Source organism: Neobacillus sp. PVCKKU3 (assembly GCF_058323225.1).
Map to the genome: position 1 here is coordinate 12,857 of NZ_JBLVQN010000011.1, position 16,127 is coordinate 28,983.

The following is a 16,127-nucleotide window of genomic DNA, read 5'->3' on the forward strand; positions in this document are numbered from 1 at the left end:
TTCTGAATTTTAGCACATTATCACTTTAGCAGGATAATGAATGAAAGAGGCTATTCACAAAGAAATTTAATCTTCTTGAATAGCCCCTTAAGTATGGTGTTAATCAAACTTCAACCCTTTTAACGCGTCAGCCAACGCACTATTCAAAGGTTCTTCCTCTTTGTGCTGGTTTTTTAAATATTTTTGTACTGTTCGTTTATCCACTTTCCCGACGGATTCTTTTTTCCGGCGTTCTTGGAAAACAGAAAGTTTTTCACGATATCCACATTTACATGCGAAGGTTTGGCCCTCACCCTCGCCACGCAGCTCAAGTTTTTTATGGCATTGTGGACAGCGTGCGTTTGTAACACGTGAGACATTTTTACGATGCCCGCATTCCCGATCTTGGCAAACGAGCATTTTTCCCTTTTTGCCATTCACTTCAAGCATTGGTTTTCCACAGTCAGGACAATTTTTTGTAGAAATATTATCATGCTTATATTTTTTATTACTTGCTTTAATTTCAGCCACGATTTCTTTCGTGTAGTTTTTCATTTGGCTGATAAACACTTCTTTTTTCAACTTGCCATGCGCAATTTGATCAAGCTTTTGTTCCCACTCCGCTGTTAAAGCAGGGGATTTTAGCTCTTCCGGCACTAAATCCAGCAACTGCCGGCCTTTGGAAGTAATATGAATGTCTTTGCCTCGTTTTTCGATTAAGAACGAGTTGAATAGCTTTTCAATAATGTCAGCTCGTGTTGCAACAGTTCCCAGTCCACCCGTAGATTTTAATGTTTCTGCGAGCTGTTTATTGTTTGTTTCCATGTACTTTACAGGGTTTTCCATTGCCGAAAGTAATGTCGCCTCATTGAATCGAGCTGGCGGATTTGTTTGTCCAGCCGTTTGTGCGATAAGTTTCACCATTAATGTATCGCCTTTTTCGATGCGAGGTAAAATCTGTTCTTTCAAATCATCTGACGCATCGTCATCTTCAAAGCGGTTATTGTAAACTTCTTTCCAGCCACTTGAAATAATCGTTTTTCCGCGAGCAACGAAGTTCTCATCACCGATTTTGGCCCGCAGCGTTAACTGCTCGTACTCGAATGCCGGGAACAATACTGCTAAGAAACGTTTTACGACTAAATCATAAATTTTACGCTCTTTATCTGTGAAGGCTGAGAAGTTTACATAGCTTTCTGTTGGTATGATCGCATGATGATCTGATACTTTGCTGTCATCAACATAAGCCTTAGAAGTTTTTATAGGCTTACTTAAGACCTTATTAGCTAATGGACGATATTCACCTATTGCACATGCTTTCAACCGTTCAGGGAGTGTTCCGACAATGTCAGAAGAAATGTAGCGCGAATCAGTACGAGGATACGTTAGAACTTTATGCTGCTCGTACAGCTTTTGCATAATGTTTAACGTTTCCTTAGCAGAGTAGCCAAAGATTTTATTCGCATCGCGCTGCAATTCTGTTAAGTCATAAAGACCCGGAGAAAAAGATTTCTTAGGCTTTTTCTCAATTTCCGTTACAATAGCGTTTTGTTTGCCAAGCTTTTTGACAATGGCCTCAATTTTTTCTTTATCGAAGCTTCGGCTGTTTCCTTTTGCATCCTGCCAAGTCAGCTTTAGTTGGTTGGATGTTTGGGCTTCAATGCCGTAATAGGATTGTGCTTTGAAGTTTTTAATTTCGTCCTCACGTGCTGCAATTATCGCAACAGTAGGTGTTTGTACACGTCCGCAGTTTAGTTGAGCATTGAACCTGGTCGTTAAAGCACGTGTTGCATTCAGCCCAATATACCAGTCAGCTTCTGAACGTGCGACAGCTGAAGCATATAAATTGTCATAAGACTTACCAGGCTTCAGGTTTGCAAAACCATCTTTAATCGCTTTATCAGTAACAGATGAGATCCATAGACGTTTTATAGGTTTATTGACTTTGACTTTATCAATAATCCAACGTGCAACTAATTCTCCCTCTCTCCCTGCATCCGTGGCCACGACTATTTCGTTGACATCATTTCTAGTCAGTTGACTCTTAACGGCATTAAATTGTTTCCCGGTCTGCCTAATGACTGTTAACTTCATACGTTCAGGCAGCATTGGCAGGTCTTCTAATTTCCATGTTTTATATTTCACATCATAATCTTCTGGGTCAGCAAGCGTGACAAGGTGTCCTAGTGCCCAGGTAACGATATATTTCTCGCCTTCTAGATACCCATTTCCTTTTTTATTACAATTAAGCACTCGTGCAATATCACGTGCGACAGAAGGTTTTTCAGCAATTACAACACTTTTTGCCATATTTAAAACATCCTTTCGAATTACAGTAAGTTAAATATAGCATACGTCTCTAATGGATTCAGTAATTCCGAAACTTCAATTACATTAATGGTAAGCAATGATGGGAAAGCTGTCTCTTTTTTTCTTGTATTCCCTTCCACTTGAATAGTATGATAAATTGGCACGATTTTTGGAAATGGAGATTTTTGAATGCGGATTAGAGATTGGGATATGAATTTGAAGGTTCGCCTGTTCGGTGAGGCGGCCATGAATATTACTTATTGGATGTTCTTTCCGTTTTTGTCGATTTATTTTGCAGAGGAATTCGGCAAGAGCAAAGCTGGTTTGTTATTGGTTTTTTCACAAATATTTGCGGTGGCAGCTAACCTGTTGGGCGGCTACTGTGCCGACCGATTTGGGCGGAAACGAATGATGGTTCTCTCTGCCATTGGGCAAGGATTTTCATTTTTAGCTTTTTCAGCAGCCAGTTCTCCCTGGTTTCAGTCCCCAATACTTGGATTCGCAGCATTTGCGGCGGCCGGTGTTTTCGGCTCCTTTTATTGGCCAGCAAGCCAGGCCATGGTTGCTGACTTAGTGGAGGAAAAACATCGCAGCCAGGTATTCGCCATATTTTATACATCTATCAATATCGCAGTAGTCATCGGCCCTATTTTAGGCGGGATTTTTTATGCTCATTACCGCTTTCAGTTATTGCTTGCTGCTGCGATTGTTTGTATGATGCTTGGCATTATTTTAGCAAAATTAACAAAAGAAACAGTGCCCGTTCAAAAAACTTCAGCTTTATCCGTCGACGGAAAATGGTACTATTTTTTAATCAATCAATTTCGGGACTATGCAATAATTGTACGGGATAAAACATTTCTCCTGTTTATCGTGGCGGGGGTTTTAGCCGGCCAAACGTTTATGCAGTTGGACCTATTGTTTCCAGTGTATATGAAGGATGTTGTTCACAATCAAAATCTACTTTCTTTTGGGGATTGGTCATTTAAGGTTGGCGGTGAGCAGGCCTTTGGAATGGTGCTTGCCGAGAATGGCCTGCTGGTTGCGTTATTAACTGTCATCGTGACCAAATGGACAGCTAATTTTAATGAAAGAAATATTTTCGTATTATCATCGGTTGTATACGGAGTTTCATTGATTCTGTTTAGCCAAACGCAGTGGATTTGGGGATTGATGTTGGCAATGGCGGTATTTACCTTTGCAGAATTGATGGGTGCAGGTCTCCAGCAAAGCTTTGTGTCCAAACTTGCCCCCGAACATATGCGGGGCCAGTACTTTGCGGCAGCGAGTCTGCGGTATACCATCAGTCGAACTATCGCCCCGTTGTCCATCCCGATGACCGTTTGGATTGGATACAACTGGACATTTTTTGTATTACTTTTGCTTACACTCCTTAGCGCCTTCTTTTATTGGCTGATGTTTTATTCATTTGAAAAAGAATCTATTAAACTGGGATCCTAGCTTAGCAGGGTCCCTTTAATTATTGTTCAAAATTCAGACAAAAAATTGTACTAAATTATTCACAATTACCCCTTTTAGTATTATACTTAGAGTGTAAACATTACATATTTCAAAGGCGGTGGACAAAGTGGAATTGTCAACATTTATGGCTCCCACTTCATTGTCAGGCATTATTACATTTATCGTTTTATTTTCCGCAGGGGTATATTTTAATATAAAAGTTTATGGCAGCAAACTGCAGTAGGAACACTATTCCTGCTGTTTTTTTTTGCTTAAAACACTGCCCCTCTATCATTTTCTTTTTCAAAATAAAAACGCTACAATAAAGGAAGATTCTGATAAAGGAGATTATACATATATGAGTCATTTTCAAACTAACCTTGAAAAATACGCGGAGCTTGCAGTTAAGGTCGGCGTCAATATTCAAAAAAATCAAAGCCTATTGGTCAACGCTTCCTTAGACGCAGTCGAGTTTGTCCGCTTAATCGTTAAAAAGGCTTATGAAGCGGGCGCCCGCAATGTCATTATCAACTGGGCCGATGATGTGGTTACAAGAACCAAATATGAACTGGCACCAGATGAGGCATTCAACGAATACCCGCAGTGGCGGGCTAAGGAAATGGAAGAATTGGTTGAGCAGGGTGCTGCCTTTATGTCAGTGGTGTCTTCAAGCCCAGACTTGCTAAAAGGAGTTGACCCGCAGAGAATTGCCAACTTCCAAAAGGCTGCCGGAAAAGCAATGACTAAGCATCGTCAAGCGATTCAATCAGACAAGGTCAGCTGGACTGTCGTTGCCGCAGCGTCCCCTGCCTGGGCTGCCAAAGTGTTTCCGAGCGAACCTGCCGAAAAGCAGGTTGAAAAGCTTTGGGATGCTATTTTTAAAGCAGTCCGTGTGGATGCTGAAAACCCGGTCGAAGCTTGGAAAAAGCATGATGAAACCCTTCATGAAAAAGTCACATACCTCAACGAAAAACGATATTCAAAGCTTCATTACAAAGCACCTGGCACAGACTTAACAATTGAGCTGCCGAAAAATCATCTGTGGGTTGGCGCAGGCAGTGTCAATGAAAACGGTGTAGAATTTATGGCCAACATGCCAACAGAAGAGGTCTTTACGGTTCCATTAAAAACTGGTGTAAACGGCACCGTCACAAGCACGAAGCCGCTCAGCTACAGCGGAAATATCATTGACCGTTTTTCAATTACCTTTGAAAACGGCAGAATTGTCGGGGTAAAAGCTGAGGAAGGCGAAGAAGTTCTGAAGCATCTTGTGGAAACCGATGAAGGCTCCCACTATCTTGGTGAAGTGGCACTAGTTCCGTATAACTCGCCAATCTCCCAATCTAACATTCTTTTCTTCAACACATTGTTTGATGAAAATGCCTCAAACCATCTTGCCATCGGAATGGCATATTCTTTCTGTATCGAAGGCGGCAAGAAAATGTCTGCCGATGAATTAAAGGAAAACGGGCTAAACGAGAGCATTACTCACGTTGATTTCATGATTGGATCGGCTGAAATGGACATCGATGGCATCACCGCAGATGGACAGACAGAACCTATTTTTAAAGCAGGAAATTGGGCGTTTTAATCCAATCAAAAATCAAAAATGAAAGAGCAGGCACTCTAAGGCCTGCTCTTTCTCTATTGACTATAAATAACCGTACCATCCGGCTTTTTCATAATCTCATCACGCATTTTGGTTAGCTTCGAAACAGGATCATTCGGAATCAGTATTCCCAGCAACTTTGAAATTCCTAGTGTGTTCAATAAGCTTTCTTCTATTTTTACCAATTGGTTAGTCAGAGTCGTGTCTGCCGGACATACCTGATTTAGGTCGACCTTTTTCGTTAATGCCTCATCGATTAATTGCAAGCCCAGTTCCTTCGTGATCACACCGTTTGCAGACTGAAGCTTTGAACAAACCGTCTGCACCGTTTGATTTGCCGTATTAACCGTACCGTTTACAACCGGTTCTAGCGGTTTGATGACAGGTTCCAACTGCTGCACGACCGGATCAAGCGGTTTTAGTGCAGGCTTAAGTGGATTTAAAGCTGGTTCCAGCGGCTGCAATACTGGATCCAAGACGGTCTCTACAGGTTTCAAAACCGGGTCTAGTACATTAACAATCGGGTCCAGCGGTTTTAAAACCGGCTCTAATGGCTTTGTCACTGGACTTAGCGGGTCCGTGATTCCACCAATTACGTCCTGAAGCGGGTCAGTAAATTTTCCAACCAGATCCTCTGAAGCCCCAGCAGTGTTACTATCAGCACAGGTAAGCGGCAGGTGTCCCGACATGATTTTTTCAATTTCCTTTTTCAATTGCTCCAAAGGAAGCATGCTTAAATCTTGAAGGATTTGCAGCTGACCCGGCTTTTCAGGGCCAGCTTTCCCTGAAACCGTTTTTAGTGTCAATTGATTGATGACGCTGTCATCTGATTCCATAAAGTGAGCCACCATCGTAACATTTTCCATCCCTAGCTGCGGGACTGTTTCTGCCGCATGAATACAGGCTCCTTTAAAGGAAATGGCCGAGATATCAACTGTCATTCCATATACGGTAACTGGTCCTTTTGCATTTAAGACAATGCTTATTGGTCCGTTGCCGGAATTAACCCACTTTGTTAATTTCATTCCATATATCGTGGCCGATTTATATTTAATTTGCAGCATTGGCTTTTTGTCGGTTGCGGATGTTTCTCGCTCTACAATGGAAGCTGACATCCCAGTCCCAACCACTTGGTCTGCCTCAATGATAAAGCCTTCCATATCGGTTGTTGTTTCTGCCCTAGCACCGTAACTAAAAGAGAAGAACGAGAAAAACATGATCGCAACACTGCAGCTTATCAAGAAAAATTTGTTTTTCCACCACATAATTTGGTCTCCTTTAGAAGGTGAAGGTGTGTTGAACGGTTTCTTCGACACCGCTTGACCTTGTAGACTTCACTTTAGCCGGTCCCAAGTGCCATGCTGTCAAGAGCGAACCTCCGATAATTCCAAAGATTGTTCCAAAGAGAAACCCGCCTAACGCTCCAATTACAGATAATATCGATAGGAATATTGTAAAAATCCCTAGAATTCGTGACGCATTAGGGAAAAATAAGGAAATGATTCCGATTAACGTTATCATCCCGCCAAATAATAAACCAATAACGGCAATCGACCCAGGAAGGAAGGTACTTAAATATAAGTTTAACGGTACCCATAAAATCATCAGCCCGCTTATAATTGTTAGCATGGCACCCCAAAACGGCCGCTGTTTTCGCCATTTTTTCATACTAATTCCCTCCTTATTTTTTAATTCTTTCTACAGTCAGCTTCATACCGTTCATATTTATCGTTTTCTGAAATAGATAATGAGTTTTTAATTTGGCATGCTCTAATGTGATAGTGGATGATTTTTGCAGGAATTGCTTTTGCCAGTCATCACTGTGATTCTCCTCGAGAACTAGGTTCTGGAACTTGGCATCTGCTTCAATTAGGCCGGCATCGTGCTGCAGTCCACTGATTTGAACTGGCTTGGAAGCCTGAATTTTGACTCGTATCCACTCACTGCCTACCTTAAAATCCTTGTATAATTGCAAATTGGTAATCGTTAAATTTTCAATAAGGTTTGTTCCTTGCGGTGCAGAATCCTCTGAGCTTGTTTCCCCCATCTTTGGATAGAAGGTATACCCTGTGCCTTCTAATTTATCAAACTCAACATAGAAATCACCTACACCCGCAATTGGCACTGCATAAGCGACACCAGAAATGCCGAATGACACTAACAGCAGACCGAGAGCTAAAAACCCCGCTGTCAATGCTGACCAGAAAGCTTTCTTACTAATTGTCCCTTCAAGTTGAACTGGATTCTCCATAAAAACCCTCCTACAATTCCGAATATTTAAATAATAATCACTTACTTTACCTTACACTTCTTTTTAGACAACTACAATCACTGAAAATATCGGAAATTTATAAGGACCCCCGTCAAATGTCGGGTGAATACTACTAAGGGCGTATTGGAAATTTTTCCAATCCATATTATTATATAAATATAGATTGTCCGGAGGTGGAATCTTTATGGAAGAAAAAGTGGAGCGGCTCTTATTAAAAGGACTTTCCATTCTTTTCGAGCTAAGTTCACCCTTTTTAAAAGAGTGGAAGATACTTATGCCTTCATTAAAATATCGCAATCAAAGTTTAGTTGATGAAATTGATGTCATTATTCAGTTTGCTATTAAAGATGTATTTCAAAATAAAAGCCATAATGCTGATTCTTTTATCCTATCCTTGCTTGCCGAATGGCAAAAGCGTTTTTCTAGCAAGTATGATGAATATGAAGCCCTTTCTCTTGTCACAACCATTGAAAATATGTTTCACAAGCTTCTGGACAGAAATCCAGAGTCCACATTTCTTGACCATCAGGCTATCCAAGCTTTTTTCATTAGAATACTAGACCAGGCACTTCTCAGTCAGGATATGGAATCCCGAAATGACAACAGCGCAAAAATCATTATTGAAACTAATGTACTCCCTATGAAGTGGGTTGCCATTGTAAAAAAAGACAAAGAAGAGTATGCCATCGATAGCGTTGTCTGTTCCGATGAGAATCCAGTAGACGGTCATTTGCTTGAAATGTGTAAAAGCTTAAAGGCTCGGAAAATTGGCCACCTATCCATTGCAATTGAAAGATTAATAGGCCAAAACTCGGGTGATTCCCCCCTTATCCAAATTCCTTGCTTAAATGACACCCTGCTTATTTGCCTTGAGAATGAGAGTTTTCAAGTAAAAGAACAGCAAATTGATTTTATTAGGGAAATGTATCTTCATCAGCTAAAGCTTTACCATTTGGAAAGCAAAATTGATTGGAAAAATACTTCGCTTTTATTTTTACAGCACCTGCTTCTTTCCCGCAGTGCAGGCGATGCTGTTAATGCAATTACGACAGGCCTGGTTGAATATATGCCGTTCGAACGCTGTGCCTTATTTTTATACAATCAATATGAAGAAAAAGGGATTGGTGTTTCCGGACATAATGTCAGCACGTCGTCTGTTCAGCAAATAAGGGAGGAGATTTTTAAACTTCCCCTAATTAAAAAGTATATAAATTCGTTAACTCATTCACAGCCTCTCTATTTTTCCAATGCCGCAGAAGTGCTGCCAGAAAAATATATTCATGAATTTAAACTTCGCTCGTTAGTTGTGCTGCCTATTTTTGTTCCGACAAAAAACAAACTGATTGGAATCGCCATCCTGGACCAAGGGGAATATTCTGATTTTCTTGTGTCAAATCAAACCTTAACCACACTGATTAAATTTGGCCATTACGCTGGGGAGTTGTTGTTTTCCATTTGGGATGAGGCACTCCAGCAGTTCGGAAGCTTCGATACACTGTTAACACCTCGGGAGAAAGACGTGCTAAAGCTGATTGCCGAAGGGGCTTCCATTAGTGAAGCGGCTAAGGAGCTCCATTTAAGCAGCTACACAGTGCGTGATTATGTATCTGTTATTATCCAAAAACTCGAGGCAAAAAACCGAACGGATGCGGCTGTTAAAGCAATCAAAATGAAGTTGATTTCATAGGGCTTTTGTCTCTGTTGCAGATGAACTCCATTTATGGTTACAATTATATATTAGACCGTTTTATGGAGGTAGAAATGTATGTGGAATGAGTTTAAGCAATTCGCAATGAAAGGAAACGTCATTGATTTGGCAGTCGGTGTGATTATCGGCGGGGCGTTTGGGAAAATCGTCTCATCATTAGTTGCCGATGTGATTATGCCCTTAATTGGATTAATAACCGGGGGCATCGATATCAAAAGTCATATGATTAAGGTTGGAGATGCTAAGCTAATGTACGGCCAATTTCTCCAAAATGTTCTCGACTTTTTTATCGTTGCCTTCACGATTTTTCTTTTTATCAAGTTTTTAAACCGTTTCAAGAAGAAGGAAGAAGTAAAAGAACAAGCACCGGTAAAAGTAGACCGCTCAGAGGAATTGCTTGCTGAAATTCGCGATTTGCTAAAAGAAGACAAAGTTTTTTTACGAAAAAATGAAACTCCTTGACCACTTGTACGTATATCTTAATGTAAGCAAATTATTTATGAGGTGAAGATAAATTGTATAATACACAAACTTCGACTGAAATGATGCCATCGGTATTACGGACGTTTGCGTTATCCCTTGCCATTGCCTTTGTCGGAACGATGGCCGGTGTTTATGTTCCGCCTGCCTTATTTATGCCATTAGCAATTTTAGAATTCATCATGATTCTTGCAGCTGTTTTCTTTAGAAGAAGGAAAGCCATCTCTTACTCTTTCCTTTATGTCTTTACATTTATTTCGGGAATCACCCTGTATCCGATTGTCGCTTATTACGCAGCAACTGCCGGTGCCAATGTTGTTGTCATGGCGTTTGCCACAACAACCGTCGTATTTGGCGGGATTTCCATTTATGCGGCTAAATCCAAACGGAACTTCTCGTTCCTAGGCGGATTCCTGCTCGCTGCTTTGCTTGCGTTAGTAGCAATATCAATTTTCAACATTTTCTTCCCATTAAGCTCTACTGGAATGCTTGCCTACTCCTTCATCGGGGTACTGGTTTTCAGCGGATATGTCCTTTTTGACATCAGCCGAATGAAGCATTACGGTGTACGCCCGGAAGATGTTCCAATGATGGCGTTAAGCCTGTACCTAGACTTTGTCAACCTATTCATCAGCATCCTGCGTATTTTCGGGATTTTGAATAGCCGCGACTAATTAAACTAGAAAAGGAGCTTGGTCCAGTGACCAGGCTCCTTTTTCATTTATTAATGCTCCATTGTTTTTGGAAGTGTCCCTTTCATAAAAAATGTAAGGCCAATTTTTTTGCAAACAGTAGCATAATGCATCAAGAACAATAACACCGAGCCTGTATTCATGCCAATAATGACTCCATTCATTCTCCACTCATACATCGAGCCAAGCCAAAGAATCAGAGCAAAGCCAATGACCGTCGACCAAATAATATGGAAAAACGCCTCTTTAATCATATCAAGTCCAATCATAAACGCCTGAAGCGGCATGATGAAGTAATGGAATAAGAAAAACGGCCAGAGCAGCTGAAGATAAATAGCCGATGTTTCTGATTTAAAAAATAAAGAAGTTAACTCGGGTGCAAAAAAGTAAAAAATCGTAACTGCCGCAATGCCGTAGACGAAGGTAAGGACCATTACCTGCTGAAGCATCTTTCTAAGCGATGAGTAATCCCGGTCGGAATGGGTTTTTGAGACGGCCGGAATAAGTACGATCAGCAAGGAGTGGGCTATAAACGCCGGGAAAAAGCCGATCGACATCGCCACTCCCATCAGCATCCCAAACTGCTCCGTTGCCGCTGTGTGAGTAAGGCCGGCATGGACAAGGGCCGCTTTGATAATGAAGGGCTGGATGGCACCCGTAAAAGCCGAAAACAAGCGCATGCTAGTGGTTGGAATAGAGACCGCCATTAAATTTTTCCTGACAAGCTTGCGATTGAGATTAGAAAACGGCTGGCGTTTCACGTGGTGATATTGAATCATGAACATGTAAATTAAATAAAGAAAGACGACAACTTCACTGCCAATCAGCGTCCCAAGGGCCACTAGCAAGGAGGTCTCAGCGTTAAATTCAAAAAAGCGGAACAGCGCAAACAAAAGCCCAAGCTGGACAGCTTTCCTGAGGAAATTAGAAATCGCAATCTTTCCCATTTGCTGCTTGCCCATAAAATAGCCTCTGGCAACAGAGGTAAAGGAAATCACCGGTATTAAGAGGAGCACAAGCCACCTGATGTATGGATGGTAGGTATCAAATACCGGGATAAACGGTATCAGCGCGGTTCCTGCCAGCAATAAGATACTTGTGAAGACAATTGTAAGTGTTATCGCATGATAGAGGATATTCCGATGATATCGTTCTTCTCTTTCCGCGACAAATTTCGAAATTGAGACTGGCAATTCAAAACTAGAAAGCAAGACAATGAGAAAAACGGTCGGAAGAATAGACATATACAGCCCGAGACCATGGGAGCCCAATTCCCGCGCCAGGATCATATTAACCAAAACTTCAATTCCTTCACCTAAAAAAGCGGTTGCCGCCAAAAAGAAAATACCCTTGTAGTAAACAGCCATTTTGGATTCCCCTTTATCAATCTCACTTTTATAAACTTATGAGACAAGTTCTCGGATTAGTAGGGGATTTTTTCGGCGAATAAAAAAAAGGGCGCGTGGCCCTTTATGCTGTTGTTGTTACTGTTCGTTTTCTAATAAACCAAGTCATGAGAATAATGACGAGTACCAATGCTATTTGGGTTATGGTCGTTTCCATAGTAGGGTAAAGCCCGAGCCAATCAATAAACGGCAGGTTTTGAACCGTACTAGTTGGCAGGATGTTGGAAATTTGCAAAGCATGAATGCTGATTCCAAGAATTTTAAAGGCCAAGAAGTAGATTAAGATAGTAGCCACTTTAAAAAATAGGCTGATCGGTATTTTCACGCTGTAGTGAATAATCGCAAAGCCTACAACAGCGAGAATGGCAATGGCCAGCACGACACCAATCACAAGCTGCTGCAAACTGATATAAGGAGTTATTCCAGCATAGAAGATAATCGTCTCTGCCCCTTCGCGGAATACTGATAAAAAGCTGATAAAAGCAAAGGAAATAAGACTCCCTTTGGCAATCGCCTGCTGCATCTGTTGGTTAATAAACTTATTCCAACTGCCGATACTTGATTTATTATGCAGCCATGCGCCCACTGTTAGCATCATGACCACAGCCACTACTCCAGTAATTCCTTCGATATATTCCCGGCTCGAAGCTGCTGTAATGTTTGAAAAAATGATATTGATAATGACCGCCAAAACCGCACTCGCCACAATCCCAGCTGCTACTCCGCCCCAAATCCACTTTTGTTTCGCTGTCTGGCCCATTTTCTTTAAAAAAGCTAATAGCGTAGTAACGATTAATAAGGCCTCCAGCCCTTCACGCAATAGAATCAAGGCAGCATCCCATAAGGAATAGTCCATTTTGCTGGTTAAAGGCGCCAACCGCTCATTAAGATCCTTTACAATGTCCAGCGCTTTTTGGGAATCCACTGTTTTAGAGTTTAAAATACTGATGGCTGTTGGAACTTTCGTTTCGAGGTCGCTGTAAAGCTTACTGTCTCTTGTTTGCACATCGCCTTCGACCATCGGCCAGATAGTAAGAACTTCATTTAATTCATTTGAGGCCAGCGGATATTGGTTACCTGCAATCTGTTTTTCTGCTTTAGTTAATAGATTGGCTAGGTCCGTTAATGTGTAGCTCTCATTACCCTGTTTAGGAGTCTTGCCAGCTAAAAAATCCTCAACCTCCTTTTTTAGAAGCTCTAGATTTTGTCCTGCCTTGTCAAGATCGGCCGGCTCTTGGGTAATCCCAATCCGGATAAGAGCCATATATTTTTCAATGTTCCCGTACGCAGTAATACTTGAATCATGAACAATTTTTTCCGATGCAGTCCACTGATTCATGAGAGTCTGGTATTGTGCTTTTAGTCCCTCTGAGTTCCCCTGTGTGATGGACTGCTGAAATTTTTCAATCTGCGGCAGCATCGCTTTTACCTTTTCTTTTTCCTTGGCTTTGTCAACCGGGTTCTGTTCCTGATCGTATTTCACGACAGAACCGGAAAGAGTAGATAGGCTTTTCGAAAGCGTTTCTAGATCTACATTCTTGTTTTTTAGCAGGCTCTGAACCTCTTTAAGCTCTTGATCCACATTTTTCGCCTGTTTACTATCCGTCTTCTTTAAGGAATTCCACTCCGATGCAAATGATTCAATGTTTTTGGAAACTTCAGCAGTATCACCTGCTTTTGCCTTCATAAGGCTGTCACCAATCAAAACAAAAAGCTCATCATGATTTTCTGCTGCTGTTCCATGATAGGCTGGCTGGAAAAATAAAACCAACGCCAATATTAGTAAAAATGGTCTCCACATGTTAAGCCTCTCTCCTTTAAAAACGGAAAACATTAACGAAAAAGTGTTTCTCCGATAAACCCGCCTTGTTTGCATCCTGGTAAACAAGCAAAAATGGCACTGCCGCGGTGGGTGGTATATTCATTTAATTTATCCATTTTCGCAAGCCGCTCTTGAATCGGGATAAATTGCTTGCTTGGTTTCCGCTGAAAACAAATGAACAATAGTCCTGCATCAAAGCTTCCCGTTTTCATATCCATGCCATTGGAATAAGAGTAGGCCCGGCGAAGAATTTGCTGAGTACCGTCCCCGTGTGAAAGGCGGACGTGTGAATCCGCCGGGATGTAATATTCACCCTTATCATTCTTTTTCTTTAAATCCAGTTTTTCAAATTCCTTTTTCTGGCCAAGCGGTGCTCCATTGTCCCGATAGCGGCCAAAGGTATTCTCTTGTTCCTTTAAGTTCGTACGGTCCCAAACCTCGATATGCATTTCAATTTTCCGGACCACCATGTAACTGCCGCCTGCGAGCCAATCCGGTCCATCTTCAGGCTGAACCCAAACCTGTTGATTCATTTGGTCCCCGCTGCTCACATCCGGTTTTACCGATCCATCCTTGAAGCCAAACAGGTTCCGCGGAGTTTCCTCTTTTGGATCAGCTTGCTTCGAACGCTGGAATCCTGGCTGTGCCCATCTTAAGGTTGCTTTCCCTCTGGCAATCCTAATCAGATTGCGAACCGCATGAAAAGCGACTTGCGGGTCATCTGCACATGCTTGGATACAAAGGTCGCCTCCCGTCCATTCCGGTTCTAATGCATCGAGCGGAAATTTCGGAAGGTCCGTTAACTCTGCTGGCTGCTTAGCTTTGAGTCCAAAGCGGTCTTGGCCGTCCTTTTGAAAAAGACTTGGTCCGACACCAAAGGTAATTGTCAGGTTTGATGCCGATAAGCCCTCCGCTTCCCCGGTGTCTTTTGGCGGTAGGAATTCATTGCTGGTAAGATCCCCAACAGGTTTCCCCTCTGTCATTAATGACGCTGCCTGTGACCAGTACTTAAAGAGTTTAGCAAGTTCCTCTTTATTAGCGGCTGTGACATCTAGGGCTGCAAAATAAAGATGGTTTTGCGATTTCGTTGTAATGCCGCCTTGATAATTTCCATAAAACGGGACAATTTCAGCTTTGGCAGTACTTGTTGCCTCTCCCTCACTGATGGACAGGATGCCTCCTAATCCGGATGCTCCGATGAGAACCCCTACACCGCCGGCTCCTGCTGTTTTCAAAATATCCCTGCGCGTAAATTTCTGACTTGTCATAGGTGATTCAGTTTTTGACATGTTAGGATGCCTCCGTTACGACTCCGATTTGGGAAAGTGGTTCAGCAAGGGCGTCAATCGCCTGGCTAAGCCCTTTCACTTCCTCCTGAGATAAATCTGTATAGACCTTATATCCGGAATCTTGTTTATGTTTGTTTAATAGATTGTAAACATCCGCAAAACGTTCTTCGATTTCCTTTGAAACGTCCGCATCTTTCTTTTCTAACTCTGGTTTTAATAGCTGATAGATTTTCTCCGCCCCCTCCAGGTTCGCGGCAAAATCATATAAGTCAGTGTGAGAATAACGGTCTTCCTCTCCAGTAACCTTGGAAGTGGACACTTCATTTAAAAGGTCGACTGCACCAGTGATTAACATTTCTGGTGTCACCTCAACCGTTTCCACTTTAGCTCTCAATAGATTTACATCCTTCATCAACTGATCGGCATATTGTTCATAGCCTTTTGTTGTATTTTCAATCCATAATCCTTTTTCAATGCGGTGATAACCGCCCCACTCTGCTTCAGGTACATCGCCCTCACGCGCATCAATTTTTGGATCAAGGTCACCGAACACCTCTGCAATCGGCTCCGCCCGTTCATAATGCATGCGTGCAGTTGGGTAAATCTCCTTTGCCTTTTCGATGTCACCGCTTTTAACAGCCGTCGTAAAGCTCTCAGTAGCCTTAACAAATACCTCTATTTCTCCGATTGCGTATTTTCGGTACTCATCAGTCACTCCTTTTAGGGCTGCTGATTCGGTTTTCTTTGATTCTTGTGGTTTTTGGGCCGCTGTTTCCTCATTAGGTTTGCTGCACCCAAACAAAAGACTGCTTGAGATTAATAGAATTCCAGATACTTTAAGTAATTTCATATTTATGTAATCCTCCGATATTCATTTAGAATGATAATCATTATCACTGATAATTATAATAACAGCAATTGAGAAAGATTTTCAATTGTTTTTTATTAAAAAATTTGAGAATGGTTCCGCTCACGACATAATTTGGCCGCCTCACGACAAATTTTCGAACCCTCTCTACATAATTTCCAGCCCTCACGACAATTTTTGGAACAATTTGGATCCCCTATCACAAAATAAAAAAGACTCCCCATTTAATGG

At 41.7% G+C, this 16,127-nt stretch carries 13 protein-coding genes; 5 read left to right on the forward strand and 8 right to left on the reverse strand.

Annotated elements, in window-relative coordinates:
- Positions 1-99: 99 nt before the first annotated feature.
- Positions 100-2,289, reverse strand: a complete 2,190-nt coding sequence (locus ACNQGS_RS09530) for a DNA topoisomerase III (RefSeq protein WP_491487110.1) — start codon at positions 2,287-2,289, stop codon at positions 100-102.
- A gap of 189 nt (positions 2,290-2,478) precedes the next feature.
- On the opposite strand from ACNQGS_RS09530, the gene ACNQGS_RS09535 reads away from it, so the two are divergent.
- Together ACNQGS_RS09535 and ACNQGS_RS09540 are read left to right on the forward strand one after the other, a co-directional pair.
- On the forward strand, positions 2,479-3,750 hold the full coding sequence (locus tag ACNQGS_RS09535) for an MDR family MFS transporter (RefSeq protein WP_491487111.1): 1,272 nt from the start codon (positions 2,479-2,481) through the stop codon (positions 3,748-3,750).
- A 358-nt stretch (positions 3,751-4,108) separates the two neighbouring features.
- Complete coding sequence (locus tag ACNQGS_RS09540) at positions 4,109-5,341, forward strand: aminopeptidase (RefSeq protein ID WP_491487112.1); 1,233 nt, start codon at positions 4,109-4,111, stop codon at positions 5,339-5,341.
- 53 nt (positions 5,342-5,394) lie between these two features.
- On the opposite strand, the gene ACNQGS_RS09545 is transcribed toward ACNQGS_RS09540, so the two are convergent.
- Genes ACNQGS_RS09545 through ACNQGS_RS09555 form a run of 3 tightly spaced genes read right to left on the reverse strand, consistent with a single transcriptional unit; the run spans position 5,395 to position 7,610 of the window.
- Entirely contained in the window at positions 5,395-6,624 is a 1,230-nt protein-coding gene (locus ACNQGS_RS09545) for a hypothetical protein (RefSeq protein WP_491487113.1), read from the reverse strand.
- 13 nt (positions 6,625-6,637) lie between these two features.
- Complete coding sequence (locus ACNQGS_RS09550; protein WP_491487114.1) at positions 6,638-7,027, reverse strand: DUF6114 domain-containing protein; 390 nt, start codon at positions 7,025-7,027, stop codon at positions 6,638-6,640.
- Positions 7,028-7,040: 13 nt separating this feature from the next.
- Positions 7,041-7,610 (reverse strand): DUF6230 family protein, encoded by a 570-nt coding sequence (locus ACNQGS_RS09555; protein ID WP_491487115.1) that lies wholly within the window; start codon positions 7,608-7,610, stop codon positions 7,041-7,043.
- Positions 7,611-7,815: 205 nt separating this feature from the next.
- Here ACNQGS_RS09555 and ACNQGS_RS09560 point away from each other — a divergent pair, with 205 nt between their 5' ends.
- The 3 genes from ACNQGS_RS09560 to ACNQGS_RS09570 all read left to right on the forward strand — a co-directional run bounded on the left by ACNQGS_RS09560 (position 7,816) and on the right by ACNQGS_RS09570 (position 10,493).
- Positions 7,816-9,318 (forward strand): response regulator transcription factor, encoded by a 1,503-nt coding sequence (locus ACNQGS_RS09560; RefSeq protein ID WP_491487116.1) that lies wholly within the window; start codon positions 7,816-7,818, stop codon positions 9,316-9,318.
- A 78-nt stretch (positions 9,319-9,396) separates the two neighbouring features.
- On the forward strand, positions 9,397-9,801 hold the full coding sequence (gene mscL / locus ACNQGS_RS09565; RefSeq protein WP_423801143.1) for a large-conductance mechanosensitive channel protein MscL: 405 nt from the start codon (positions 9,397-9,399) through the stop codon (positions 9,799-9,801).
- An 80-nt stretch (positions 9,802-9,881) separates the two neighbouring features.
- Complete coding sequence (locus ACNQGS_RS09570) at positions 9,882-10,493, forward strand: Bax inhibitor-1/YccA family protein (protein ID WP_464494441.1); 612 nt, start codon at positions 9,882-9,884, stop codon at positions 10,491-10,493.
- A 50-nt stretch (positions 10,494-10,543) separates the two neighbouring features.
- Here ACNQGS_RS09570 and ACNQGS_RS09575 read toward each other — a convergent pair whose 3' ends face one another.
- The 4 genes from ACNQGS_RS09575 to efeO all read right to left on the reverse strand — a co-directional run bounded on the left by ACNQGS_RS09575 (position 10,544) and on the right by efeO (position 15,878).
- On the reverse strand, positions 10,544-11,878 hold the full coding sequence (locus ACNQGS_RS09575) for a polysaccharide biosynthesis protein (protein WP_491487117.1): 1,335 nt from the start codon (positions 11,876-11,878) through the stop codon (positions 10,544-10,546).
- 103 nt (positions 11,879-11,981) lie between these two features.
- Entirely contained in the window at positions 11,982-13,718 is a 1,737-nt protein-coding gene (locus ACNQGS_RS09580) for an FTR1 family iron permease (protein WP_491487118.1), read from the reverse strand.
- Between the two features lie 32 nt (positions 13,719-13,750).
- Positions 13,751-15,028, reverse strand: a complete 1,278-nt coding sequence (efeB, locus tag ACNQGS_RS09585; RefSeq protein ID WP_491487119.1) for an iron uptake transporter deferrochelatase/peroxidase subunit — start codon at positions 15,026-15,028, stop codon at positions 13,751-13,753.
- A gap of 1 nt (position 15,029) precedes the next feature.
- Entirely contained in the window at positions 15,030-15,878 is an 849-nt protein-coding gene (efeO, locus tag ACNQGS_RS09590; protein ID WP_491487120.1) for an iron uptake system protein EfeO, read from the reverse strand.
- Positions 15,879-16,127 lie beyond the last annotated feature (249 nt).